Source organism: Paracoccus aminovorans (assembly GCF_001546115.1).
Classification (GTDB): domain Bacteria; phylum Pseudomonadota; class Alphaproteobacteria; order Rhodobacterales; family Rhodobacteraceae; genus Paracoccus; species Paracoccus aminovorans_B.
The window spans coordinates 2024220-2047754 of record NZ_KQ955208.1 but is presented as its reverse complement, the minus strand read 5'-3'; the positions used below and the strand labels follow the sequence as shown (position 1 = coordinate 2047754).

General features: G+C 69.5%; 22 protein-coding genes and 1 tRNA gene. 16 read left to right on the top strand and 7 right to left on the bottom strand.

What is annotated here, in order from left to right:
- Positions 1–52: 52 nt before the first annotated feature.
- The 4 genes from ASV56_RS10495 to ASV56_RS10480 form a co-directional block, all read right to left on the bottom strand.
- The gene (locus ASV56_RS10495) at positions 53–835 is read right to left on the bottom strand and encodes a dihydroneopterin aldolase (RefSeq protein WP_062561918.1); all 783 of its coding nucleotides are present in this window, start codon (positions 833–835) and stop codon (positions 53–55) included.
- A gap of 78 nt (positions 836–913) precedes the next feature.
- Positions 914–1387, bottom strand: coding sequence for a cell wall hydrolase (locus tag ASV56_RS10490; protein WP_253879952.1), 474 nt, complete (start codon positions 1385–1387; stop codon positions 914–916).
- A 279-nt stretch (positions 1388–1666) separates the two neighbouring features.
- Positions 1667–4228, bottom strand: coding sequence for a putative PEP-binding protein (locus ASV56_RS10485; protein ID WP_062561916.1), 2562 nt, complete (start codon positions 4226–4228; stop codon positions 1667–1669).
- Between the two features lie 166 nt (positions 4229–4394).
- A tRNA-Gly gene (locus ASV56_RS10480) sits at positions 4395–4468 on the bottom strand.
- Positions 4469–4554: 86 nt separating this feature from the next.
- On the opposite strand from ASV56_RS10480, the gene ASV56_RS10475 reads away from it, so the two are divergent.
- Positions 4555–6003 carry a TrkH family potassium uptake protein gene (locus ASV56_RS10475; protein WP_062562321.1) on the top strand — a complete coding sequence of 483 codons (1449 nt, stop codon included), beginning with the start codon at positions 4555–4557 and terminating at the stop codon, positions 6001–6003.
- On the opposite strand, the gene ASV56_RS10470 is transcribed toward ASV56_RS10475, so the two are convergent.
- Positions 6000–7478 carry a peptidoglycan-binding domain-containing protein gene (locus ASV56_RS10470; RefSeq protein ID WP_062561915.1) on the bottom strand — a complete coding sequence of 493 codons (1479 nt, stop codon included), beginning with the start codon at positions 7476–7478 and terminating at the stop codon, positions 6000–6002. The genes ASV56_RS10475 and ASV56_RS10470 overlap by 4 nt on opposite strands.
- Before the next feature lie 86 nt (positions 7479–7564).
- On the opposite strand from ASV56_RS10470, the gene ASV56_RS10465 reads away from it, so the two are divergent.
- The 5 genes from ASV56_RS10465 to truA all read left to right on the top strand — a co-directional run bounded on the left by ASV56_RS10465 (position 7565) and on the right by truA (position 13358).
- A complete protein-coding gene (locus ASV56_RS10465) occupies positions 7565–8527 on the top strand; it encodes a glycine--tRNA ligase subunit alpha (RefSeq protein WP_062561914.1) in 963 nt (320 codons plus the stop codon).
- 4 nt (positions 8528–8531) lie between these two features.
- Positions 8532–8993 (top strand): DUF6446 family protein, encoded by a 462-nt coding sequence (locus tag ASV56_RS10460; RefSeq protein ID WP_062561913.1) that lies wholly within the window; start codon positions 8532–8534, stop codon positions 8991–8993.
- The gene (gene glyS / locus ASV56_RS10455; RefSeq protein ID WP_062561912.1) at positions 8993–11311 is read left to right on the top strand and encodes a glycine--tRNA ligase subunit beta; all 2319 of its coding nucleotides are present in this window, start codon (positions 8993–8995) and stop codon (positions 11309–11311) included. Before ASV56_RS10460 ends, glyS begins: the two co-directional genes overlap by 1 nt.
- A gap of 308 nt (positions 11312–11619) precedes the next feature.
- Positions 11620–12579 (top strand): 5-bromo-4-chloroindolyl phosphate hydrolysis family protein, encoded by a 960-nt coding sequence (locus ASV56_RS10450; protein WP_062561911.1) that lies wholly within the window; start codon positions 11620–11622, stop codon positions 12577–12579.
- On the top strand, positions 12579–13358 hold the full coding sequence (truA, locus tag ASV56_RS10445; RefSeq protein WP_062561910.1) for a tRNA pseudouridine(38-40) synthase TruA: 780 nt from the start codon (positions 12579–12581) through the stop codon (positions 13356–13358). The genes ASV56_RS10450 and truA overlap by 1 nt, the downstream gene beginning before the upstream one ends.
- Here truA and ASV56_RS10440 read toward each other — a convergent pair.
- Complete coding sequence (locus tag ASV56_RS10440; protein ID WP_253879951.1) at positions 13331–14257, bottom strand: NAD-dependent epimerase/dehydratase family protein; 927 nt, start codon at positions 14255–14257, stop codon at positions 13331–13333. The two genes, truA and ASV56_RS10440, sit on opposite strands and share 28 nt — an antisense overlap.
- A 112-nt stretch (positions 14258–14369) precedes the next feature.
- On the bottom strand, positions 14370–15119 hold the full coding sequence (locus tag ASV56_RS10435) for a sugar transferase (protein ID WP_082724784.1): 750 nt from the start codon (positions 15117–15119) through the stop codon (positions 14370–14372).
- 155 nt (positions 15120–15274) lie between these two features.
- Between ASV56_RS10435 and ASV56_RS10430 the strand changes: the two genes are divergently transcribed.
- From ASV56_RS10430 to ASV56_RS10385, 10 genes are all read left to right on the top strand, one after another.
- Positions 15275–15733, top strand: a complete 459-nt coding sequence (locus ASV56_RS10430) for a universal stress protein (protein WP_062561908.1) — start codon at positions 15275–15277, stop codon at positions 15731–15733.
- On the top strand, positions 15730–16329 hold the full coding sequence (locus tag ASV56_RS10425) for a CPBP family glutamic-type intramembrane protease (protein WP_062561907.1): 600 nt from the start codon (positions 15730–15732) through the stop codon (positions 16327–16329). Before ASV56_RS10430 ends, ASV56_RS10425 begins: the two co-directional genes overlap by 4 nt.
- 52 nt (positions 16330–16381) lie before the next feature.
- Entirely contained in the window at positions 16382–16936 is a 555-nt protein-coding gene (locus tag ASV56_RS10420; RefSeq protein WP_062561906.1) for a NifU family protein, read from the top strand.
- Positions 16929–17522 (top strand): tRNA (adenosine(37)-N6)-threonylcarbamoyltransferase complex dimerization subunit type 1 TsaB, encoded by a 594-nt coding sequence (gene tsaB / locus ASV56_RS10415; protein ID WP_062561905.1) that lies wholly within the window; start codon positions 16929–16931, stop codon positions 17520–17522. Before ASV56_RS10420 ends, tsaB begins: the two co-directional genes overlap by 8 nt.
- Positions 17523–17539: 17 nt before the next feature.
- Complete coding sequence (locus ASV56_RS10410) at positions 17540–17953, top strand: GNAT family N-acetyltransferase (RefSeq protein WP_082724816.1); 414 nt, start codon at positions 17540–17542, stop codon at positions 17951–17953.
- A gap of 79 nt (positions 17954–18032) precedes the next feature.
- Positions 18033–19019 carry a BMP family lipoprotein gene (locus tag ASV56_RS10405; RefSeq protein WP_062561903.1) on the top strand — a complete coding sequence of 329 codons (987 nt, stop codon included), beginning with the start codon at positions 18033–18035 and terminating at the stop codon, positions 19017–19019.
- Entirely contained in the window at positions 19019–20569 is a 1551-nt protein-coding gene (locus ASV56_RS10400) for an ABC transporter ATP-binding protein (RefSeq protein WP_062561902.1), read from the top strand. The genes ASV56_RS10405 and ASV56_RS10400 overlap by 1 nt, the downstream gene beginning before the upstream one ends.
- Before the next feature lie 67 nt (positions 20570–20636).
- The gene (locus ASV56_RS10395; protein WP_062561901.1) at positions 20637–21728 is read left to right on the top strand and encodes an ABC transporter permease; all 1092 of its coding nucleotides are present in this window, start codon (positions 20637–20639) and stop codon (positions 21726–21728) included.
- On the top strand, positions 21728–22693 hold the full coding sequence (locus ASV56_RS10390; protein ID WP_062561900.1) for an ABC transporter permease: 966 nt from the start codon (positions 21728–21730) through the stop codon (positions 22691–22693). The genes ASV56_RS10395 and ASV56_RS10390 overlap by 1 nt, the downstream gene beginning before the upstream one ends.
- Positions 22677–23474 carry a purine-nucleoside phosphorylase gene (locus ASV56_RS10385; RefSeq protein WP_062561899.1) on the top strand — a complete coding sequence of 266 codons (798 nt, stop codon included), beginning with the start codon at positions 22677–22679 and terminating at the stop codon, positions 23472–23474. The genes ASV56_RS10390 and ASV56_RS10385 overlap by 17 nt, the downstream gene beginning before the upstream one ends.
- The last annotated feature ends 61 nt before the right edge of the window (positions 23475–23535 follow it).

The window sequence follows — 23535 nt, the reverse complement described above, 5'->3', positions numbered from 1 at the left end:
TTCCCATGCCGCTGTTCCTACGCCGGTGTCGCGGCGATTCAAGCGCCAAGCGTCAGAGCCGCCCCGAGGCGATGGCGAATCCGGCCGGCAGCGCCGGCGGCTCGGTGCCCGCGGGCAGCGCCCAGTCCAGCCGGCTGGCGCCTAGCCGCTCGGCCAGCCAGATCGCGGCGGCCTGGGGTTCGGCCGCAAGGCCGGGCACGTCGCGCAGCATCCGCGCCGGCGCCCAGACCACGGCCCGGCCCTCGGTCGCGGCCCAGTCGAGTTCGGTGCGGCTGTCGGCCACGGTCAGCCCCAGCCGTCCGGCCAAGGCCCAGGCAGCCTGGTCCAGCGCCAAGAGCGCGATCTCGCGCGCATTGCCGCCCTGCGGCAGCGGCAGGCCGGGATCCTCGGGCACCAGCGCCACGCCGCCCTCGGGCAGCGGCGCTTCGGCGCCGTGGAAAATGACGCGGATCGGCGCCTGGATCGCCTCGGCCGCGACGCGGGCCTGGCGGCGCACCAGCGTCACCCCCAGCGCGCCCGGGATGCGGTCGAGCTTTTCCACCGCGACCCGGACCTGCGCCGCGCGCGGATGCGCCAGGATCTGCGCCGCGATCTTTTCAGCCAGCGTCTCCAGCAGGTCATAGCGGCGGTCCGCCAGCCCCGCCGCCACCGCGCCGGTCAGGATGTCATAGCTGAGGATGCGGTCGACCTCGTCGTTCACGCCCACGACATGGGTGGCAAGGTCAACGTCCACGTTGAAGCGCAGCCGCTGGCGCTGGCCGCGCTCGGTCTGGAAGGCGCCGATCTCGGCCGAGACGATGTAGTCGCGCAGGTGGATGCGGTCTGGCTGGTCCATGCGCCTATCCATGAAAGGAAAACGGCCCCGCCGCAAGGGTCGGGGCCGCGCATTGCGTGGCAGATTCGCGTCAGCGTATCAGTTCGAGGCCATCCGGCGATCCGAGCGATAGAAGGTATGGCTGCCGATCCGCGTGGTCTTTTCGAACCGCTTGGTCCAGGACGGGCGCACGCCGCGGGCGTGGAAATAGGTCGCGCCGTTGGTCAGGGTGCGCGGCGCGCCGGCCAGGGCCGCCATGGCGACCTTCTGGACCCGGGCGAAGGTGCCCTTCTCGCGGATGCGGGCGCTCTTGTTATAGGTGAACTGGCCGCGCTGGTTGACCACGCCGCAGACCGATTTCGGAAAACGCGGGTGGTCGACGCGGTTCAAGATCACCTCGGCCACGGCCTGCTGGCCGGCGGTGCCTTCGCCGCGCGCCTCGAAATACAGCGCCTCGGACAGGCATTGCAGGTCGCGGGTGCTGATCTGATGGGTGCCGCTGGCCGTGCGCACGGTCTTGGTCTCATAGGCGACCTGGTGCTGGGCATCGGCCAATGCCGGAACGGCGGCCACGGGCGAAAGAAGAACGGCAACACACACGGAAACGCGCGCCAGCCATGACATTTTGAACGACATGTTGGTCCTGTTTTCGGTCCGGGCCGCGCCCGGTCAGCTTCGTCGGAGGGACCCCAACTGGGGCCGTGTCTGACGGCCAAAGGCCCGAAACCGGGCGGGGCGGGAAAGCCCACATGCGCGTGACAGCGCAGATTCGATTGAATTTGCTGCATTTTGGCGGAAACCCGCCGACGAAAAAATGGTTAACGGGCGAATTCCGGCCAAAACCGGCCGGTCTTAGGACTGCGGATCGAACTCCGACTCGGCCGTTTCGCGCGCCATCAGAATCGACTCCTGCGCCGCCGCAAGCCGCGCCACCGGCACCCGGAAGGGCGAGCACGAGACGTAGTTCACCCCGGCGCGCAGACAAAAGGCGATTGATTCGGGGTTGCCGCCATGTTCGCCGCAGACCGAGATGGTGATGCCCGGCTTGTGGCTGCGCGCGCGCTCGGCGCCGATGGCCACCAGCTCGCCCACGCCGTCCTGGTCCAGGATGTGGAACGGGTCCTCGGCATAGACGCCCTGGTTGACATAGATGCCCATGAAGCGGCCGGCGTCGTCGCGCGACAGGCCATAGGTCATCTGCGTCAGGTCATTGGTGCCGAAGGACAGGAAGGCGGCGTGTTCGGCGATGTCGCCGGCGCGTAGCGCGGCGCGCGGCGTTTCCACCATCACGCCCAGACGATAGGCGAAGTCCTGGCGGGTCTCGTTCCGGACCGCGGCGGCGACGGCGTCGATGCGGGTCTTGACCAGCTCGACCTCGCGCCGGGCGCTGACCAGCGGGATCATGATCTCGGGCACCACCGGGGCGCCATTGCGGCTGGCCTCGATGGTGGCCTCGAAGATGGCGCGGGCCTGCATGTCATAGATCTCGGGCACGGTGATGCCCAGCCGCACGCCGCGCATGCCCAGCATCGGATTGAACTCTGACAGCGCCTCGACGCGCCGGGTCACGTCCGACAGCGGCAGGTCCAGCGATTCGGCCAGCTCGCGCATGCCCTCGCGGTCATGGGGCAGGAATTCGTGCAGCGGCGGGTCGAACAGGCGGATGGTGACGGGCAGGCCGGCCATGATCTCGAACAGCGCCGCGAAATCGCCGCGCTGCATCGGCAGCAGCCGCTCCAGCGACAAGCGGCGGTCCTCGGGCTTTCCGGCGAAAATCATCTCGCGCATGGCCGGCAGGCGCTCGTCGTCGAAGAACATATGCTCGGTGCGGCACAGCCCGATGCCCTGCGCGTTGAACATGCGCGCGGTGCGGGCGTCCTCGGGCGTGTCGGCATTGGCGCGGATCCTGATGCGGCAATGCTGGTCGGCCCATTCCAGAAGCTGGCTGAAGCTGTCGTCCAGCGCCGGTTCCAGCATCTCGGCCGCGCCGGCCAGCACCTCGCCCGAGGTGCCGTCGATGGTGATCTCCTCGCCCTCGCGGAAGGTGCGGGGGCCGACCTGCATGGTGCGGGCGCGCGAGTCGATCGAGATGCCGCTGGCGCCGACGATGCAGGGCAGGCCGATGCCGCGGGCGATGACGGCGGCGTGGCTGGTCATGCCGCCGCGCTCGGTCAGCACCGCGACCGAGGCGTGCATGCCGCGGATGTCCTCTGGCACGGTCTCGCGCCGGACCAGCACCGCGCGCTCGCCCCGCGCCTCGGCGTCCTGGGCGCTCGCGGCGGTGAAGACGATGCGGCCGGTCGCGGCGCCGGGGCTGGCGTTGATGCCGCGGGCGATGATGTCGCGCGGCGCGCGCGGATCGACCTGGTGGTGCAGCAGGTCCGACAGCGCCCGCGGCTCGACCCGCATCACCGCCTCCTCGGGCGGGATGATGCCGTCGCGCGCCAGCGAAACCGCGATGCGCACGCTGGCGCGCGAACTGCGGCTGACCCGCACCGCGTCGATGATGGCGAGCCTGCTGTCCGAGACGACGAATTCGATCTGCATCTCCTCGCGCAGCCGCTCGCGCGCGGCGACGCCGAAGCGGATCAGCTCGGCAAAGACCTCGGGCGCGGCCTCCTCCAGCGAGGGGCCGCGCGGGTCGCGGGTCAGATACAGCGTCTCGGCGCCCTCGCCCCGGGCGCGGCCCTGGCTCTGGCCGCGGAAACGCCCGGTGATGCGCGGCATGCCGGTGACGTTGTCCACGAGCTGGATCGAGCCCGAGCCGGTGACGCCCGGCCCGATGGCCAGCGCCATGTCCTGCACCACCAGCCCCAGGGGCGCCATGGGCGGCGCGCCCTTGGCCTGGCGCAACAGCCGCGCCGTCGGCCCGTCCCAGGCCCGCGCCATGCTGCGCAGCACCTCGGCCAGCTGCCGGGCCGGGTCCTGCGGGAACTCCTCGTCCGTCTCGGCCTCATAGGCACGCAGCGCCGCCTCGAGCCCCTCGTCCGCGTCCGAGAACATGTCGGGATCGAGCCGCGCGACATGGATGGCATAGGATTGCACGAAGCCCAGATACAGCGCGTCGGCGGCCGCCTTGCCGCGGGTTTCGGCCAGCCGGGCGTGGCATGCGTGGTTGATGCCGACGTTCAGCACCGTGCCCGGTCCGCCCCAGGCCGGGTTCTGCGCCGAGGGCCGCACGCTGACCAGCCCGTCGGCGCGCTCGATCATCTGCGCCAGCCGGCCGCGGTCGGGCATCTGGCCGGCGGCGATGGCGCGCACCGCATCGGCCGAGAGCGCAAAGCTGGTCGGGACCGGCAGCTCCATGCGGATCAGGCGCTGCAGGCATTTTGCGCGCCAGCCGTGGCGCGCGGTCTGGATCCCCGCCGAGGGGGTGATTTCGACGATGGAGTCGGGGTCGGTCAGCGCGGTCATGGTGCCGTCACATTAGGCATGGCCCCGGCTTTGCTGCAAGTGCGAAGCGGCGGGCGGGGCCGGGGGCTCTGCCCCCACGCCCGAAGGCCTCCTCGATGGAGGCCTTCGGGCGTTCCCCCGGGATATTTCCGCAAGAAAGAAGCCGGATCGCGCGTGGCAGGATGGATGGAGCGGGTGATGGGAATCGAACCCACGTATTCAGCTTGGAAGGCTGCTGCTCTACCATTGAGCTACACCCGCATCGAGGCTTTCTATAGGCGGTGGCGGCCGGCCGCGCAAGCGTCGCGCGCTTGACGCCTTTCACGCGGCGCGGCAAGCAGGGCGTCATGATGGATGTCCGCCCCGTGGCCAATATCGTCGGCAAGATCGTCGTCACGCTGGGGGCAACCATGGCGTTGCCGATGCTGGTCGACTGGTGGCATGGCGACCCGCATTGGCAGAGCTTCTTCGAGTCCGGGCTGCTGACCATGCTGGCGGGCGGTCTCGTCAGCCTCGCCACCGCCCAAGCCGACAAGTCGCTGAGCATCCACCAGGTCTTCCTGCTGACGGCGATGCTGTGGCTGGTGGTTCCGGTGGCGGGCGCCCTGCCCTTCATCCTCGGCGCCCCGCATGTCAGCTTCACCGACGCCTATTTCGAGGCGATGTCGGGCGTCACCACCACCGGCACCACCGCATTCCCCGCGCTCGACGACCTGCCCAAGGGCACCAACCTGTGGCGGGCCTTCCTGAACTGGGCGGGCGGCCTGGGGATCATCGTCGTCGCCATGATCTTCCTGCCGGTGATGAAGGTCGGCGGCATGCAGTTCTTCCGCTCGGAAGGCTTCGACACCCTGGGCAAGATCCTGCCGCGCGCCTTCGATATCGCGCGCGAGATGACCGGGGTCTATTTCGCCATGACCGCCGCCTGCATGGTGGTCTATATCCTGCTGGGCATGAACGGCTTCGACGCGCTGGTGCTGGCGCTCTCGACCTGTTCGACCGGCGGGTTCTCGAATTACGACGCCAGCTTCGCGCCCTTCATCGGGCCGGCGGAATATGCCGCCGCCTTCTTCATGATCCTGGCCTCGATTCCCTTCATCCGCATGGTGCAGCTGATCCGCGGCCAGGCCGAGCCGATCTGGCGCGACATCCAGGTCCGGGCCTATCTGCGCTGGACCTTCTATGCCATCGCGGTGATCGTGCTCTACCGGCTGTTCTGGCTCAAGGCGCAGAACCCGCTGGACGTGATCCGCGAGACCACCTTCAACGTCATCTCGACCTTTTCCGGCACCGGCTTCGCCTCGACCGACATGATCCAATGGGGGCATTTCCCCTTCGTCATCCTGGTGATCGTCGGGCTGATCGGCGGCTGCACCGGCTCGACCTCGTGCTCGGTCAAGGTGTTCCGCTATCTGGTGCTGTTCCAGGCGGTCAAGGCGCAGCTGCGGCGCATGCAGTCGCCGCACCGGGTGTTTCCGCTGCTCTACGACAACCGGCCGCTGGAACAGGACGTGGTCGATTCGGTGATGTCCTTCTTCACCCTGTTCATCCTCAGCTTCGGCCTGCTGATCGTCGGGCTGGCGCTGACCGGGCTGCATCCACGCACCGCGCTGACCGGGGCCTGGACCGCCATCGCCAATGTCGGCGTGATCTGGGGGCCGGAGCTGACGCCGAACGGCGCCGTCACCGACCTGCCCGATTCGGCGAAATGGCTGATGATCTTCGGCATGTATCTGGGCCGGCTGGAACTGCTGTCGGTGCTGGTGCTGTTCCTGCCCCGGTTCTGGCGCGGCTAGTTCTGCGCCGCCGCCGCGGGGGCGATAGCGGGGACCTCCGGCTGCGCTTCGCCCGCGCCGGGGGCGAAACGCGAGAGGTTGTCCGAGATCTCGGCCGCCAGCCGCACCTGGTCCTCGGGGTCCGAGATCGGCCAGATCAACACGAAGCCCTGCACCCGGCCATCCACCACCCGGCCCTCGGCATGGCCGATATGGGTCTGGTTGCGGCCGTCCAGCATGACGCTGCCCCGTTCGACCTTGCGCTCCGGCGCCGGCACCCAACCCAGCGCGGTGACGAGCCCGGCGATGTCCAGCATCTCCTGCTGGCCGCCGGGCTGCGAGAACAGGATCAGCGCCGCGCCCGAGCCGTCCTTGGGGCCATAGATCGACAGCGCCCGTTCCGCGCGGTCGAATTGCAGCCTGTCCATCGGCGCCGGCAGCATCAGCCCGGTATGGGCGTCCTGCAACGGCGTCAGCCCCATCTCGGCCCGCCATGCCTCGCGCCGGCGGATCAGTTCGGCCATGGCGGTGGCGGTGTCGGGCGAGGCGCGCAGGCGCACGATCTCCTCAGCGATGGCCTTTTGCGTCATCGGCCCGTCCTTGCCGTCGATGGCGCCCTGGTAATGCCCGGCCCAGCGCAGCGCCCGCTGGATCTGCTCCAAGGGCGGCATCGGCACTGGCGCGGCATCCTCGGCCGGGGGCGCGCCGAGATCGGGCTTGGCGCCGATGATCGCGATCTCGCCCATGTCTTCGCCGGGGGACAGGAAGGCATCCTTCGGCACGGCGCCGGCATTGCGCAGGGCGCGCAGCCAGGCCTTGCCCGTCACCTCGTCCATCGGGCCGAAGGCCACCGCCGAGCGGCCGTTCGGCAGCGTCCACAGCCCGGCCTCGGGCAGGGTCTGGCGCCAGGTTTCCAGCAGTTCCTCGGCCTTGGCACGGTCGGGGCTGGAATCGAGGCGCAGGAAGAATTGCGCCGGCGCCGGTTCCGCGACCGGCTCGGGGGCGGGCTCGGCGGCCGGCTCGACAGCAGGCGCAGCGGCCGGCTCGGGCGCGGGGGCATCCTCGCCGGCCAGATCGCCAACCGCCGGCTCGGGCGCCGCCGTCTCGGCGTCTTGGGGAAAAGTCGAGGCGCTGCCCGCCGCCGGTGCCGCATCCGCCGGCGCGGCCGGGGAATCGGCAGCGCCGATGCGGGTGAGCTCGCGGCCCTCGGCCGGCGACAGGAAGCTGTCGCCCGGCACCTTATTCTCGGCCTTCAGCTGCTCCAGCCGGACGGCGGCCGCTTCGCGCGGCATCGGGCCCAGCGCGATCGCCACCCAGTCGCTGCCGGCCGGGAAGGTCACCACGTCGGGGAATTGTGCGCCCCAGGCGGCGGCGGTCTGGGCGGCGGCCTCGGCGCCGCGCTTGGCCTCGATGCGGATCACCACATCCTCGGCCAGCACCGGCGCTGTCCAGACAAGCGGCAGCGCCGCACCGATGACCCACGCAAAGCGCCGCATGAACCCGTCCCTCTCATTGACCCTGCGCCGCCCTCTGCCTAGAAGGCGGCAGACATTTCCTGCCAGTTATGCCGAAGGAAGCCGCGATGACCAGCCCAAAGGACAATCAGACGGCGAAACCCGTCTGCTTTCAGGACGTGATCCTGCGGTTGCAGTCCTATTGGGCCGCGCAGGGCTGTGCCGTGCTGCAACCCTATGACATGGAGGTCGGCGCCGGCACCTTCCACCCGGCCACGACGCTGCGCTCGCTTGGCGCCCGGCCCTGGGCCGCGGCCTATGTCCAGCCCTCGCGCCGGCCCACGGATGGCCGCTATGGCGAGAACCCGAACCGGCTGCAGCACTATTACCAATACCAGGTCATCATCAAACCCTCGCCCCCGAACCTGCAGGAGCTGTATCTGGGCAGCCTCAAGGCCATCGGCCTCGACCCGATGATCCATGACGTGCGCTTCGTCGAGGACGACTGGGAATCCCCGACGCTGGGCGCCTGGGGCCTGGGCTGGGAGGTCTGGTGCGACGGCATGGAGGTCAGCCAGTTCACCTATTTCCAGCAGGTCGGCGGCCACGACTGCCGGCCCGTCTCGGGCGAGCTGACCTATGGGCTGGAACGGCTGGCGATGTATGTGCTGGGGGTCGAGCATGTCATGGACATGCCCTTCAACCACCCCGACAGCCCGATCCCGCTGCGCTATGGCGACATCTTCCGCCAGGCCGAGCGGGAATATTCGCGCTGGAACTTCGACCAGGCCGATACCGACACGCTGCTGCAACATTTCAAGGACGCCGAGGCGGAATGCGACCGCATCCTCTCGGCCCCGGAAACCGACGCGGCGGGCCGCGCGATCCCGATGGCGCATCCGGCCTATGACCAGGCGATCAAGGCCAGCCATCTCTTCAACCTCCTGGACGCGCGCGGCGTGATCTCGGTCACCGAGCGCCAGGCCTATATCGGCCGCGTCCGCGCGCTGGCGAAGCGCTGCGCCGACCTGTTCGTGACCACCTCCGCGGCCACGGGCGAGGCCCTGCCCGCCTTCCCCGCCGGAGCCTGAGACGGTGAGCGGCAAGGTCATCGCGATCTTCTTCGCCCTGCTGGTGCTGGTCGCCGGCGCCGGCATGTATTACCTGCAGGTCTATTACTATTACCGCGAAGTGACCGACCCGCCGCAAGACATCGCGCTGGCCGGCGGGCCGGTGCTGCCGGTCCATGACTATCGCGGCATCTATTCGGTCAGCTCGCCGCTGGCCGACCGCGCCTGCTTCACCACCGACCCGGCGGCGGCGACTGGCGCGCAGGTCTATGCCACGCCGACGCCGCTGATCCCGCCGCGCTGGTTTCGCTGCTTCGACCCGGCCGCGCTGACCGAGGATCTGGCCGCCGGCCGCGCCACCGCCTATCTGGCCCAGCACGACGTGGCGCCCAAGATCGACAATGTCATCGCCGTCTATCCCGACGGGCGCGCCTACGCATGGCGCCAACTGAACGAAGAAGCCGAAGAGAAAAGGACCATCGACTGATGCCCGACCTGCTGATCGAACTCTTTTCGGAAGAAATCCCGGCCCGGATGCAGGCCCGCGCCCGCGAGGACCTGAGGAAACTCGTCACCGACGGCCTGGTCGAGGCCGGGCTGACTTATGCCTCGGCAGGCAGCCTTTCGACCCCGCGCCGCCTGGTCCTGACCATCGAGGGCCTGACCGCCCACAGCCCGACCACGCGCGAGGAACGCAAGGGCCCGCGCACCGACGCCCCCGACGCGGCGCTGCAAGGCTTCCTGCGCTCGACCGGGCTGACCAGGGACCAGCTCGAGGCGCGCGACGACAAGAAGGGCCAGGTCTGGTTCGCCGTGATCCAGAAGCCCGGCCGCCCGGCGTCCGAGATCGTGGCCGAGGTGCTCGAAACCACCATCCGCAACTTCCCTTGGCCGAAATCCATGCGCTGGGGCGCGGGCGCGCTGCGCTGGGTGCGCCCGCTGCATTCCATCATCTGCCTGCTCTCGGACGAATCCGGCGCCGCGGTGGTGCCGCTGGAGATCGAGGGCATCACGGCGGGCAACAGCACCCGCGGCCACCGCTTCATGGCCCCCGACGCCTTCGCCGTCTCGGGCTTCGAGGACTACGCCGCCAAGCTGCGCCGCGCCAAGGTCATGCTGGACCCCGCCGAACGCGAGGCCGCGATCCGGCAAGAGGCCGCGAACCTCGCCTTTGCCCGCGGCTGGGAGATCATGCCCGACGATGGACTGCTGACCGAGGTTGCCGGCCTCGTCGAATGGCCCGTCCCCCTGATGGGCGCCATCGAGGACCGCTTCCTGTCCCTGCCGCCCGAGGTGCTGCAAACCTCGATGAAAGAGCACCAGAAGTTCTTCTCGGCCCGCAATCCCAAGACCGGCCGCATCGAGGGCTTCGTCACCGTGGCGAATATCGAGACCCCGGACCATGGCGAGACGATCCTGAAGGGCAACCAGCGCGTGCTGGCCGCGCGCCTCTCGGACGCGGCCTTCTTCTGGGAGAACGACCTGCGCGAGGCGCGGTCGGGCATGGCTGACTGGGCCGAGGGGCTGGCTCACGTCACCTTCCAGAGCAAGCTCGGCAGCCAGGCGGATCGCATCGCCCGCATCGCCGCCCTGGCGCGCGAGATCGCGCCGCTGGTCGGCGCGGATGCGGACCAGGCCGAGGACGCCGCCAGGATCGCGAAACTCGACCTGCGCTCGGCCATGGTCGGCGAGTTCCCCGAGCTGCAAGGCACCATGGGTCGCTATTACGCGCTGGAGGCCGGCAAGACCCCCGAGGTCGCCGACGCCGCCCGCGATCACTATTCTCCGCTTGGCCCTTCTGACGCGGTGCCCTCGGCGCCGGTTTCGGTGGCCGTGGCGCTGGCTGACAAGTTGGACACGCTGACCGGCTTCTGGGCGATTGATGAGAAGCCGACGGGGTCGAAAGACCCGTTTGCCCTGCGGCGGGCGGCGCTGGGGGTGATCCGGCTGGTTCTTGGGAATGGGGTGCGAATTTCTCTTCGTCAGCTTGCCGAGGTGGCTGCCTCGTCGCTTTGGCACAATGTCCGGTTTTCTAGCGAACTGGCGTTTCTTCCTGCTGGAAAGACTGCTGAAGCGAAAAACTGGCTGCGCGTTTCCAGCGCCCATCCTGACGACCCGGATGACGTGAGTTTCAATGCTTCAATCGAAGATTTCTATACCGCGCTTTCTGCCGATCGCGTGACGGATTTGATGTTGGTATGGTTTGAGGATGAAGAGGCTGAGCCGAAGCTGGGGGAGGAGCGACTGCTTTCCGGAGATAAACGGCTAACCTCGCTGTCTACCGACCTCCTCGCCTTCTTCCACGACCGCCTCAAAGTTTTCCTCAAAGACCAGGGCATCCGCCACGACATCATCGACGCCGTCATCGCCATGCCCGGCAACGACGACCTCGTGCTGCTGGTCAACCGCGCCACCGCCCTGAACGACGTCTTGAAAACCGAGGACGGCACCAACCTGCTGCAAGGGCTGAAGCGCGCCGGCAATATCCTCGCCCAGGCCGAGGAAAAGGATGGCGTCGAATACAGCTTCGGCGCCGACCCGAAATTCGCCGAAACCGATGCCGAACGCGCCCTCTTCGCCGCCCTCGACAAGGCCGAGCCCGCGATCCGCGAGGCTGTGCGGCTCGAGGATTTCCAGGCCGCGACCCAGGGCATCGCCACACTGCGCAGGCCCATCGACGCCTTCTTCGACACGGTGCAGATCAACACCGACAACCAGATCGTCCGGCGCAACCGGCTGAACCTGCTCTCGCGCATCCGCGAGGCCGGCCGGCTGATCGCGGATTTCGGCAGGATCGAGGGCTGACCGGCTTCTTTCTTGGATAAATATCCTGGGGGGTGAGGAGCGCCCGGAAAAAGGTCCGGTGGACCTTTTTCAGCGACGAACGGGGCGAAGCCCCCGTCCTGCACTCCACGGATGCGCGAAACGCTGGGGGGCAAAGCCCCCCGGCCGCCGCCCTTCCTTTCGCCGCCGCCGCGTCCTATATCCTGCGGGCAATCCGCGAAGACGCGCCGAAAGGAAGCCGATGTCCCAGAAAGCGATGCAGCGCCTGTCCTTCTTCCTGCTGATGGGGCTGACGCTCTATGCCGCCACCATGGGCGCGGGCTGAAGCCATGGCCAGACGCTTTGGCGGCCGCTTCTCGCCGCAGCCGCGCCTTGACGGCACCGATCCCCGCCCGCCGGCCCGCCCGGCGCCGGGGGAAATCCGCCACCCGCTGGAATCGCGCACCCGCTGGGTCACGATCATGGCGATCCCCCTCCTGCTCAGCGCCTTCTGGCAGGATCCGACCGGGCTGGCGCTGCAGCTGGTCGCCTTCGGCGCCATCGCCTCGGGCATGTGGATGACGCGCGAGGGGCTGCAGGCCGAGGCCGCCTATGACGCCCGCCGCGTCGCCCGCCGCCCGGCGATTCCGCGCAAGCTGTTCGGCGGTATCCTGACCGGGCTCGGCCTTGCCATCGGCGCCTGGGTCCCCGGCGCCGAGGCCGGCGCGGGCGTGATCGGCGTTGCCGGCGCCGTGCTGCACTGGCTGGCCTTCGGCACCGACCCGATGCGCGACAAGGGCATGGAGGGCGTCGACGCCTTCCAGCAGGACCGCGCCCAGCGCATCGTCACCGAGGGCGAGGCGCATCTGAAGGCGATGCAGGATGCCATCCTGCGCACCGGCGACCGCCGGCTGGAGGCGCGCGTCGGCATGTTCGCCGCCACCGCGCGCGAGCTGTTCGGCCATATCGAGGACGACCCCGACCATATCGCCGCGCTGCGCCGCTACCTGGGCGTCTATCTGCAAGGCGCCCGCGACGCGACGGTGAAGTTCGCCGACCTCTATGCCCAGACCCGCGACCCGCGCGCCCGGCAGGATTACGAGACGCTGCTCGACGACCTGGAAACCGAATTCGCCGCCCGCAGCGCCCGGCTGCTGGAAGGCGGCCGCAGCGATCTCGACATCGAGATCAGCGTGCTGCGCGAGCGGCTGTCCCGCGAAGGGCTGCGCCCCGCCATGCCCGGGCCCGAGCGCCCGATGACCATGGACGACTTGCTGATTCCGCGGACAGGCGAGAAGCAGCGCCGCTGATGCCCCGTTTTGCCCTGCTGATCGAATATGACGGCACGCCCTTCGCCGGCTGGCAGGCCCAGGCCGATCAGCCCAGCGTGCAAGGCGCCATCGAGGCGGCGCTGGCCCGGCTCGACCCCGGCTTTGCGCAGGGTGCCCGGATCGCGGCAGCCGGCCGCACCGATGCCGGCGTCCATGCCACCGGCCAGGTGGCCCATGGGGATCTGCTCCGCGACTGGGACCCGTTCCGGCTGTCCGAGGCGCTGAACTGGCACCTGAAGCCCGCGCCGGTCGCCATCCTGTCGGCCGCGCGGGTCGGCGACGATTTCCACGCCCGTTTTTCGGCGCATGAGCGGCGCTATACCTTCCGGCTGGTCGCCCGGCGTGCGCCGGTCACGCATGACCGCGGCCGGGTCTGGCAGGTGCAGAACCCGCTGGATCTCGACGCCATGCGGGCCGGGGCCGCGCATCTGCTGGGCCTGCACGACTTCACCACCTTCCGCTCGACCATGTGCCAGTCGAAGAGCCCGGTGAAGACGCTGGACGAGATCCGCATCGAGGAGATCGCCATCCCGCAGGGCCGCGAATACCGCTTTCACCTGCGGGCGCGGTCCTTCCTGCACAACCAGGTGCGCTCGATCGTCGGCACGCTGGAGCGGGTCGGCGCCGGGGCCTGGCCTGCCGACCGCGTGGCCGAGGCGCTGGCCGCCCGCGACCGTGCCGCCTGTGGCCCGGTCTGCCCGCCGCAGGGGCTGTACCTGACCGGCGTGGGCTACGACCCGGCGCCGTTCCCCGGCTGATCCCACAGCGCCCGCAGCCCTTCGGCAATGCCGGTCCGGGCGGTGAAGCCCAGGCCTTCGCGCGCGGCCAGGGGGCAGCCCAGCGACTCGCGGATGTCGCCGCTGCGCGGGGCGGCATGTTCGACCGGGCTCGCGCCGCGTCCGGCCAGGCGGTCGAGCTGCGCCACCAGCTCCAGCAGCGTCGTCCCGGCACCGGTGCAGATGTTGAAGACCTGCGCGCCGCCGCCCCGGGCCGCCGCCGCGCCGGCACGCAGCAGCGCCTCGACCACGTCGGCGACATAGACGAAGTCGCGGCTCTGGCCGCCGTCGCCAAAGATCACATGCGGCCGGTCGGCCCGCCGGTTGGCGCAGAATTTCGAGATCACCCCGGCATAGGGCGAGGCCGCGTCCTGCCGAGGCCCGTAGACATTGAAAAAGCGCAGGCCCACAGAGGCCAGGCCATGCACCTCGGCCATCGCGCGGGCCTGATGCTCGGAGCCGAGCTTGTCGGCGCCATAGGGCGAGATCGGCAGCGGCAGGTCATCCTCGGCGCAGGCGGTGCCGGAGCGGTTGCCATAGACCGCGGCGGAGGAGGCATAGACCACCGGCACGTTGCCCGCCCGCTGCGCGGCTTGCAGCACGGCCATGGTGCCGCCCAGGTTCACCCGATGCGCCGCCATCCAGTCCGAGATGCAGAGCTGAACCGAAACCCGCGCCGCGAGATGGAACACCCGCTCGACCCCCGCAAGCACCTGCGGCAGCAGTTCCTCGTCCAGCACATCGCCCGCGATCAGCCGCGCGCCCGGCGGCAGGTTGGCGCGGCACCCGCTGGACAGGTCGTCCAGGACGGTGACGTCATGCCCCTCGGCCAGCAGGCGCTCGACCAGGTGGCTGCCGATGAACCCGGCCCCTCCCGTCACCAGGATTCTTTGCTGCAAACTTGTGTCCCCGTCTTCGTGCCGGCGAAACTAGGGCAGAAAGCGGCGGCGCGCCAGAGGACGAAATGCCGTCCCGAGGGCGGCCGTCGGGGGATCAGTTGCGCCCGCGCCGGCGCGGGCGTTCGTCCTTGTAGACCACGACCAGGATCGTGCGCCACAGGATCCACAGGTCCAGCCCCAGGGTGCGGTTCTTCTGATAGATCAGGTCGATCTTCAGCTTGGTCGGCAGGCAGCGGCCGGCATAGGCGGCCTCGGTCGCCTCGGCGCTCTTGCAGCGGCGCAGGATCTTGTCCTCGTGCCGGTGATAGACCAGCGTCGCCAAGCCGGTGACGCCGGGCCGGCTTTTCAGCACCTGGCCATAGACCACCGGATAGCGGTCGACATATTCGCGGATCGTCGGGCGCGGGCCGACGAAGCTCATGTCGCCTTTCAGGATGTTGAACAGCTGCGGCAATTCGTCGATGCGGGTGCGGCGCATGAAATGGCCCAAGGGCGTGATACGCCAGGCCTTGTGCGCGCCGGTGACGCCGAAATCGCCGTCTTGGCGCAGCATGGTGCGGAACTTCAGATGCGTGAAGCTGCGCGTCGGCGATACCATGCGCGGCGCGGCGTAAAAGATCGGCCGGCCCTGCACGACCAGCAGGATCAGCGCGAACACCGCGATGACGAAGGACAGGGGCACCAGCAGCACCAGCGCCAGCACGATGTCGAACAGCCGCTTCGAGACCGGCATCGCCGAGACCTGCGCCGCGTCGCCGTCGCCCTTGAACCACGACATCGCGGGTTGGGGCAAGGTGGCCAGCCGCGCAAGATCGGCCTTTTCCCAGTCCTGGTGGATTGTCACAGTTGCGTCCCGTGTTCGGCAATTTGACTGACTTTATCGCCTAACATAGCGCACCCGGATTGCAAACCGACGCAAGGGGGAAAGCGCACAAGACTTGCGCGACCGTGTCCTTTCGGCCAGTCTTTGCCCATGGCGCGGCAGCCGGCAGGGGAAAGATGCGGAAATTTCTGGTGGTTCTGGACGAGTCGCGCGAATGCCTGAACGCCATCCGCTATGCCGCCCTGCGCGCCGCCAGCACCGGCGGCGGCGTGCAGGTCCTGGCGGTGATCCCGGCCAATACCATCCAGCATGGCATGGGCGTCGCCGACGTCATGCGCGCCGAGGCCTATGAGCGCATCGAGGCGCATTTCGAGGTCTTCGCCAAATGGATGCGCGACCGTCCCGGGGTCGAGCCCGAGCTGGTCGTGCGCGAGGGCGAGCCGGGGACCGAGCTTCTGGCCCAGATCGGCGCGGACCCCGAGATCGGCGTGGTCGTGCTGGCCGCCTCGACCGAAAGCGCCGGACCCGGGCCGCTGGTCACGCGGCTTATGCGCGAAATGGCTACGTTGCCCTGCCCGATCACCATCGTCCCCGGCGACATCTCGCGCGAGCGGCTGGAACAGATCACGAAATGAACCGCGCCCTGGCGCTGGCCGTGCTGGCGGCGATCCCGGCACTGGCGGCGCTGTTTCACCTGCTGGGCCGGTCCGGGCTGCGCCCGCTGGACGCGCATCTGGCCGGGCTCGCCACCTATTGGGCGCTGCTCGCGCTGGCGCTGGCCCGCTGCGGCGGATGGTCGCTGCGCCTGCGCCGGCCCTCGGCCGCGGCGACGCTGGCGCTGGCGGCGCTGGTGCTGGCCGCGGCGCTGCGCTGGGGGACGGCGCCCGCGCAGCTGTCGCCCGGCGTGCTGGTGGTGGCGGCACTGGCCGCGGCCGCGAATGGCGCGCTGGAAGAAGCGTTCTGGCGCGGCGCCCTGCTGCCCCGGCCCGGGCGCGGTGCGGCCTTGGCGGCCGGAGCGCTGTTCGTGGCCTGGCATCTTGCCCCCGCCGCCGGCGCGGCGCTTTCGGGACAGGACGCGGCCAGGCTTCTGGCCGGTGCGGCGCTGATCGCGCCGGTGATGACGGCGGCACGGCTGTCGTCGGGCACGGCCGGCACCGGGGCGCTGGCGCATGCGCTGGTGAATTTCTGGGTCTTTTCGGCGCTGGCGGCGGCGAATGGCCACCCGCTCTAGCTTGACTTGCGCCCCCTTCGATCCCCATATCCCCGGGCAAAGGAGCCCCGCCATGTTCATCCAGACCGAGACCACCCCGAATCCCGCCACGCTGAAGTTCCTGCCCGGCGAGACCGTGCTGGGCAATGGCACCGCCGATTTCCCCGAAGCCGGCGCCGCCGCCACCAGCCCGCTGGCCAGCCGCATCTTCGCGGTTCCGGGGGTGGCGGGCGTGTTCCTGGGTTCGGATTTCGTCACCGTGACCAAGGCGGACGAGGCGGTCTGGGACCATCTGAAGCCCTCGGTCCTGGGCGCGATCATGGAGCATTACCAGTCCGGCGCCCCGGCGATCGAAGGCGCGGCCGCCAGCGCCCATAACGACCAGGACGGCCCCGACGCCGAGATCGTCAACCAGATCAAGGAACTGCTCGACACCCGCGTCCGCCCGGCGGTGGCGCAGGACGGCGGCGACATCACCTTCCACGGCTTCGACCGCGGCGTGGTCTATCTGCACATGCAGGGCGCCTGCGCCGGCTGCCCCTCGTCCACGCTGACGCTGAAGATGGGCATCGAGAACCTGCTGCGCCACTATATCCCCGAAGTGACCGAGGTCCGACCCGTTGGCTGAGCCGCTGTCGCTGGGCTTCGACACATCGGCCGCGCATTGCGCGGCCGCTTTGCTGCAAGGCGACCGACTGCTGGCCGAGACCCGCGAGGAGATGGCGCGCGGCCAGGCCGAACGGCTGATGCCGCTGCTGCAGGACCTGCTGGCCGGGGCCGGCGCGACCTGGCGCGACCTGTCGGTGATCGGCTGCGGCACCGGGCCGGGGAATTTCACCGGCATCCGCATCGCGGTCGCGGCGGCGCGCGGGCTGGCGCTGTCGCTCGGCATCCCCGCCGTGGGCGTGGGCCTGGCCGAGGCTGCGGCACACGGCCTGCCCCTTCCCTGCCGCATCCTCCTGCCCGCGCGCGGCGATGAGGTGATCTGGCAGGATTTCGGCCCGGGCGCCGACAGCCAGCCCCGGCAATCCGCGCCCGAAGACCTGCCGCCCGGCCCGCCGGTGCTGACCCCGCTGATGCCGCTGGCCGAGGCCATCGCCCGCATCGCGCTTGAGCGCCGCGATACGCCCGGCCTGCCGCGCCCGGCGCCGATCTATCTGCGCCCCGCCGAGGCCGCGCCGGCGCGCGACCGCGGCCCGGTCATGCTGGCCTGACCGTGATGGGCGCGGTGATGGACTCGGACGATCTGGCGGCGCTGCATCTGCGCTGCTTCTTTGCCCATCCCCGGCCCTGGTCGGCACCCGAGTTCGAGGACCTGCTGAACAGCCCGCTGAATTTCCTGCTGACCCGGCCGCAGGGCTTCCTGCTGGGCCGCGCCGTGGCCGGCGAGGCCGAGCTTCTGACCCTGGCCGTCGCCCCCGAGGCGCGGCGGCAGGGGGTGGGCTCGGCCCTGCTGCGCGATTTTGCCGTTGCGTCACAAGCGCGCGGCGCGGCCGAGGCCTTTCTCGAGGTGGCCGAGGGCAATGCCGGCGCCATCGCGCTTTACGCCGGGCGCGGCTGGGAAAGCGCCGGCCGGCGGCGGAATTACTATGCCCCCAGCATCGACGCGATCCTGATGCGCCGCCGCTTCACCGCCTGCGACTAACTGTTGACGGAGTCCGGCCCTTGCGCCCTAATCCGGCTATTCCCGGGCTGAATCGCCCGCAACAGCTTGAGGTTCGAACATGTCCCTGATGAAAATCCTGCTGGCCGGCGCCAGCCTTGGCCTGCTGCCGCTGGCCGCGCTGGCCGATCCGGCGCTGATCTTCGACCTGGGCGGAAAGTTCGACAAATCCTTCAACGAGGCCGCCTATCAGGGCGCCGAGCGCTGGAAGTCCGAAACCGGCGGCAGCTACAAGGAACTCGAGATGCAGTCCGAGGCGATGCGCGAACAGGCGCTGCGCCGGCTGGCGCAATCGGGCGCCAATCCCATCGTCATGACCGGCTTCGCCTTCGGCGAGGTGCTGAACAAGGTCGCCCCCGACTATCCCGACACCAAATTCGCCATCATCGACATGGTGGTCGAGCAGCCGAACGTGCAATCCGTGGTCTTCACCGAGGAACAGGGTTCGTATCTGGCGGGCGTGATGGCGGCGCAGGCCTCGAAATCGGGCACCGTGGGCTTCATCGGCGGCATGGACATCCCGCTGATCCACAAGTTCGAATGCGGCTATGCCCAGGGCTTCAAGGCAGCAAAGCCCGATGGCAAGATCATCATCAACTATACCGGCACCACGCCCGCGGCCTGGAACGACCCGGTCAAGGGCGGCGAACTGGTCAAGGCCCAGGTCAGCCAGGGCGCGGACGTGATCTATGCCGCGGCGGGCGGCACCGGCATCGGCGTCCTGCAGGCGGCGGCCGACGCCGGGATCCTGTCGATCGGCGTCGACAGCAACCAGAACCACCTGCACCCGGGCAAGGTGCTGACCTCGATGGTCAAGGGCGTGGACAATTCGGTCTACGAGGCCTTCAAGGCCGGGGCCGACCTGCAACCGGGCGTCAAGGTCATGGACCTGAAGTCGGGCGGCGTTTCGGTGGCCATCGACGACGACAACAAGCCGCTGGTCACCCCCGAGATGGCCGCCGCCGTCGAGGCCGCGAGCAAGGGCATCCAGGATGGCTCGGTCAAGGTGCATGACTACATGACCGACAATACCTGCCCGGTGAAGTGATGGCATCGGCCGGCGCCCCCGCGATCGAATTGCGGGGGATCTGCAAGGCCTTCGGGCCGGTGCAGGCCAACAGGGACATCGACCTGGTGGTGCCGCGCGGCACCATCCACGGCATCATCGGCGAGAACGGCGCCGGGAAATCGACGCTGATGTCGATCCTCTACGGCTTCTATCGTCCCGATGCCGGCGAGATCCTGGTCGGCGGCCGGCCCATCGCCATCGCCGACAGCCAGGCGGCGATCCGCGCCGGCATCGGCATGGTGTTCCAGCATTTCAAACTGGTGCGGAACTTCACCGTGCTGGAAAACGTCATCCTCGGGGCCGAGGACGGCGGCCTTCTGCGCCCCTCGCTGGCGCGGGCGCGCGGCGAATTGCAGCGGCTGGCGCGGGAATACGAATTGCAGGTCGATCCCGACGCGCTGGTCGAGGATCTGTCCGTGGGCCACCAGCAGCGGGTCGAGATCCTGAAGGCGCTGTATCGCCAGGCCGATATCCTGATCCTGGACGAGCCCACGGGCGTCTTGACCCCGGCCGAGGCCGACCACCTGTTCCGCATCCTGCGCGGGCTGCGCGACGAGGGCAAGACCATCATCCTGATCACCCACAAGCTGCGCGAGATCATGGAGATCACCGACAATGTCTCGGTGATGCGGCGGGGCGAGATGGTGGCCTCGGTCAGGACCGCCGAGACCAGCCCGGCCGCGCTGGCCGAGCTGATGGTCGGCCGCAAGGTGCTGCTGCGCGTGGAAAAGGGCCCGGCGCAGCCCGGCGCGCCGGTGCTGGAGCTGCGCGGCCTGCGCATGGTCGATGCCCAGGGCGTCGAGCGGCTGCGCGGCATCGACCTGGAGATCCGCGCCGGCGAGATCCTGGGCATCGCCGGCGTCGCCGGCAACGGCCAGACGCAGCTGCTGGAGATCCTCGGCGGTTTCCCCGAGCCCGGCAGCCAGCTTTCCGGCGAGATCCGGCTGAACGGCAAGGTGCTGCCGCTGTCGGGCTCGAACGGCCGCGCCCGCCGCCGGGCCGGCATCGGCCATGTCCCCGAGGACCGGCAGGCCGAGGGCCTGATCATGGATTTCTCCGCCTGGGAGAACGTGGCCTTCGGCTATCACGACGCGCCCGGGTTCAACCGCGGCTGGCTGATGGACCAGGCCGCGATCCGCGCCGATGCGCAGGGCAAGATCCAGCGTTTCGACGTGCGCCCGCCCGATCCCGACCTGCCGGCCAAGAGCTTCTCGGGCGGGAACCAGCAGAAGATCGTCGTCGCGCGCGAGGTCGAGCGCAATCCGGACCTGCTGCTGGTCGGCCAGCCGACGCGCGGCGTCGACATCGGCGCCATCGAGTTCATCCACAAGCGCCTCGTGGCGCTGCGCGACGCCGGCCGCGCGGTGCTGCTGGTCTCGGTCGAGCTCGACGAGATCATGGCGCTGTCGGACCGCATCGCGGTGATGTTCGACGGCCGGGTGATGGGCGAACGGCGGCCCGAAGCGACCACGACCGGCGACCTGGGCTGCCTGATGGCCGGGGTCGAGCCCAGCCCCGAGGGAGCCTAGTGATGCGCGGCGGCTGGCCTCCGGCGGGGGTATTTGGACAACAGAGAAAGCCGGGGGAGGCGGGCTGATGCAGCGAATGCCGAAATGGGCGGATGTGGTCCTGACGCCGCTGATCTCGCTGGCGCTGGCCTTCGCGATCTCGGCCCTGGTGATCCTGGCCATCGGCGAAAGCCCGGCCGAGGCGCTGAAGGTCATGGTCGAGGGCGCGCTGGGGTCCAGCTATGGCTGGGGCTTCACGCTGTATTATGCCACGAATTTCATCTTCACCGGGCTGGCGGTCATGGTCGCCTATCACGCCGGGCTGTTCAACATCGGTGGCGAGGGCCAGGCCGCCCTGGGGGGCCTGGGGGTCGCGCTGGTGCTGCTGTCGGTGCCCTGGCCGCATTGGGCGCTGGCGCTGCCGGCGGCGATGATCGGGGCGGCGGGTTTCGGCGCGCTCTGGGCGCTGGTACCGGCCTGGTTGCAGGCCCGGCGCGGCAGCCATGTCGTCATCACCACCATCATGTTCAACTTTATCGCCGCGGCGCTGCTGAATTATGTGCTGGTCAACGTGCTGCGCCCGGTCGGCAGCATGGACCCGGCCTCGGCCAATTTCGCGCCGGCGACGCATCTGCCGAAACTGTCGGACATGGCGGCGGCGCTGGGACTGGGCTGGGGCGAGAACACTCCGGCCAACGTCACCTTCTTCATCGCCATCGCCGCCTGCCTGCTGGTCTGGCTGCTGATCTGGCGCACGCGGCTGGGCTATGAGATCCGCGCCTTCGGCAAGTCCGAGCCGGCGGCGCTTTATGCCGGGATCTCGCCCGTGCGGATCACCGTGCTGGCCATGCTGATCTCGGGCGCGCTGGCGGGGCTGATGGCGGTCAACAACGTCATGGGCGAGGCCGAGCGGCTGGTCCTGAACGCGGTCGAGGGCGCCGGTTTCATCGGCATCGCCGTGGCGCTGATGGGCCGCAACCATCCCTTCGGCATCCTGCTGGCCGCACTGCTCTTCGGGTTCCTGTATCAGGGCGGGGGCGAGCTGGCGCTGTGGACCACGATCCCGCGCGAGTTGATCGTGGTGATCCAGGCGCTGGTGATCCTGTTCACCGGCGCGCTGGACAATATGGTGCGCCTGCCGCTCGAGCGGCTGTTCGCGCGCGGCCGCAGGGGGGCGTGATGGATTTCGCGACGCTGATCCAGATCCTCGATTCCGCCGTGCGGCTGATGGTGCCGCTGCTGCTGGCCTGCCTGGCCGGGCTTTATTCGGAACGCGCCGGGGTCTTCGACATCGGGCTGGAGGGCAAGATGCTGATGGCGGCCTTTTGCGCCGGCGCGCTGGCCTTTGCGACCGGCAGCGCCTGGCTGGGGCTGCTGGCCGGGATCGGCGGCGCGCTGGCGCTGGCGGCGCTGCATGGGCTGGCCTCGATCATCTTCCGCGGCAACCAGCTGATTTCGGGCGTGGCGATCAACTTCCTCGCCTCCGGGCTGACGGTGCTCCTGGGGCAGAAGATCTTTGCGCTTGGCGGCCGCACGCCATCGCTGCAGGGCGCCGCGCGCTTTACCGAGATCACCCTGCCCTTTGCCGAGGCCCTGCGGCCGGTGCCGGTGATCGGGCGCCTCTATGCCGAGCTGATCTCGGGCCATTCGGTGCTGGTCTACCTCGCCTTCGCCATGGTGCCGCTGACCTGGTGGGTGCTGTATCGCACCCGCTTCGGCCTGCGGCTGCGCGCGGTGGGCGAGAATCCGGCCTCGGTCGACACCGCCGGCGTCTCGGTCACGCGGCTGCGCTACGGCGCCGTGCTGATCTGCGGCGTGCTGTGCGGCATCGCCGGGGCCTATCTCGCCACGGCGATCTCGGCCGGCTTCGTCAAGGAGATGACGGCCGGCCGCGGCTTCATCGCGCTGGCGGCGCTGATCTTCGCCAAATGGCGGCCCTGGCCGGCGCTCGGCGCCTGCTTCCTCTTCGGCCTGATGGAGGCGGTGGCGAACCGCTATCCGAACCTCGACCTGGGGCCGGTCACGGTGCCGTCGATGTTCATGAACGCCCTGCCCTATATCCTGACCGTCATCATCCTGGCCGGTTTCGTCGGCCGCGCCATCCCGCCGCGCGCGGGCGGAGAGCCCTATGTCAAAGAGCGCTGAGCTTGCCCAACTGATCCGCGCCCGTGCCGGCGCGGAGCCGCCGGAATACGGGCTGGTGCTGGGATCGGGCCTGGGCCATCTGGCGGCAGCGGTTCAGGGCACGGCGATCCCTTATTCCGACCTGCCGGGCTTTCCCCATGCCGGGGTCTCGGGCCATGTGCCGCAACTGGTGATCGGCCGGCTGGAGGGGCGGCGCGTCGCGGTCTTCGGCGGCCGGGCGCATTACTACGAATCCGGCCGCGCCGACGCCATGCGGCTGCCGCTCGAGGTGCTGCGGGCGCTCGGCTGCCGGCGCCTGATCCTGACCAATGCCGCGGGCTCGCTGCGCCCCGACCTGCCGCCCGGCGCGCTGATGCTGCTCTCGGACCATATCAACTTCTCCGGCACCAACCCGCTGATCGGCGAGCCGAGCGACGCCCGTTTCGTCCCCATGACCGCCGCCCACGACCCCGGCCTGCGCGCCGCCCTGCAAGCCGCCGCGGCCGCCGAGGGGCTCCCCCTGCCCGAAGGCGTCTATTGCTGGTTCTCGGGCCCCAGCTTCGAAACCCCGGCCGAGATCCGCGCCGCCCGAGCCCTGGGCGCCGATGCCGTCGGCATGTCCACCGTGCCGGAAATCATCCTGGCACGCTTCCTCGGCCTCGACTGCGCCGCCATCTCGGTCATCACCAACATGGGCGCCGGGCTCTCGGACGAAGCGATCAGCCATGACCATACCAAGGCCATGGCGCCGCTGGGCGCCGCCAAGCTGGAACGCATCCTGCGCCGCTTCCTCGGCGCCTGAGCTTCTTTCTTGTGCAAATATCCCCGCCGGAGGCCGCTGACCGCGAAGGCGGGCAATGCCC

Bases quoted from the DNA above. Each gene is read 5' to 3' on its own strand.
- ASV56_RS10410 (WP_082724816.1), top strand. From the start codon at position 17,540: ATGGACTCGGACGATCTGGCGGCGCTGCATCTGCGCTGCTTCTTTGCC.
- ASV56_RS10475 (WP_062562321.1), top strand. From the start codon at position 4,555: ATGATGGATGTCCGCCCCGTGGCCAATATCGTCGGCAAGATCGTCGTC.
- ASV56_RS10385 (WP_062561899.1), top strand. From the start codon at position 22,677: ATGTCAAAGAGCGCTGAGCTTGCCCAACTGATCCGCGCCCGTGCCGGC.
- ASV56_RS10450 (WP_062561911.1), top strand. From the start codon at position 11,620: ATGGCCAGACGCTTTGGCGGCCGCTTCTCGCCGCAGCCGCGCCTTGAC.
- truA (WP_062561910.1), top strand. From the start codon at position 12,579: ATGCCCCGTTTTGCCCTGCTGATCGAATATGACGGCACGCCCTTCGCC.
- ASV56_RS10425 (WP_062561907.1), top strand. From the start codon at position 15,730: ATGAACCGCGCCCTGGCGCTGGCCGTGCTGGCGGCGATCCCGGCACTG.
- ASV56_RS10470 (WP_062561915.1), bottom strand. From the start codon at position 7,478: ATGCGGCGCTTTGCGTGGGTCATCGGTGCGGCGCTGCCGCTTGTCTGG.
- ASV56_RS10405 (WP_062561903.1), top strand. From the start codon at position 18,033: ATGTCCCTGATGAAAATCCTGCTGGCCGGCGCCAGCCTTGGCCTGCTG.
- glyS (WP_062561912.1), top strand. From the start codon at position 8,993: ATGCCCGACCTGCTGATCGAACTCTTTTCGGAAGAAATCCCGGCCCGG.
- ASV56_RS10430 (WP_062561908.1), top strand. From the start codon at position 15,275: ATGCGGAAATTTCTGGTGGTTCTGGACGAGTCGCGCGAATGCCTGAAC.
- ASV56_RS10395 (WP_062561901.1), top strand. From the start codon at position 20,637: ATGCAGCGAATGCCGAAATGGGCGGATGTGGTCCTGACGCCGCTGATC.
- ASV56_RS10485 (WP_062561916.1), bottom strand. From the start codon at position 4,228: ATGACCGCGCTGACCGACCCCGACTCCATCGTCGAAATCACCCCCTCG.
- ASV56_RS10465 (WP_062561914.1), top strand. From the start codon at position 7,565: ATGACCAGCCCAAAGGACAATCAGACGGCGAAACCCGTCTGCTTTCAG.
- ASV56_RS10400 (WP_062561902.1), top strand. From the start codon at position 19,019: ATGGCATCGGCCGGCGCCCCCGCGATCGAATTGCGGGGGATCTGCAAG.
- ASV56_RS10495 (WP_062561918.1), bottom strand. From the start codon at position 835: ATGGACCAGCCAGACCGCATCCACCTGCGCGACTACATCGTCTCGGCC.
- ASV56_RS10420 (WP_062561906.1), top strand. From the start codon at position 16,382: ATGTTCATCCAGACCGAGACCACCCCGAATCCCGCCACGCTGAAGTTC.
- ASV56_RS10390 (WP_062561900.1), top strand. From the start codon at position 21,728: ATGGATTTCGCGACGCTGATCCAGATCCTCGATTCCGCCGTGCGGCTG.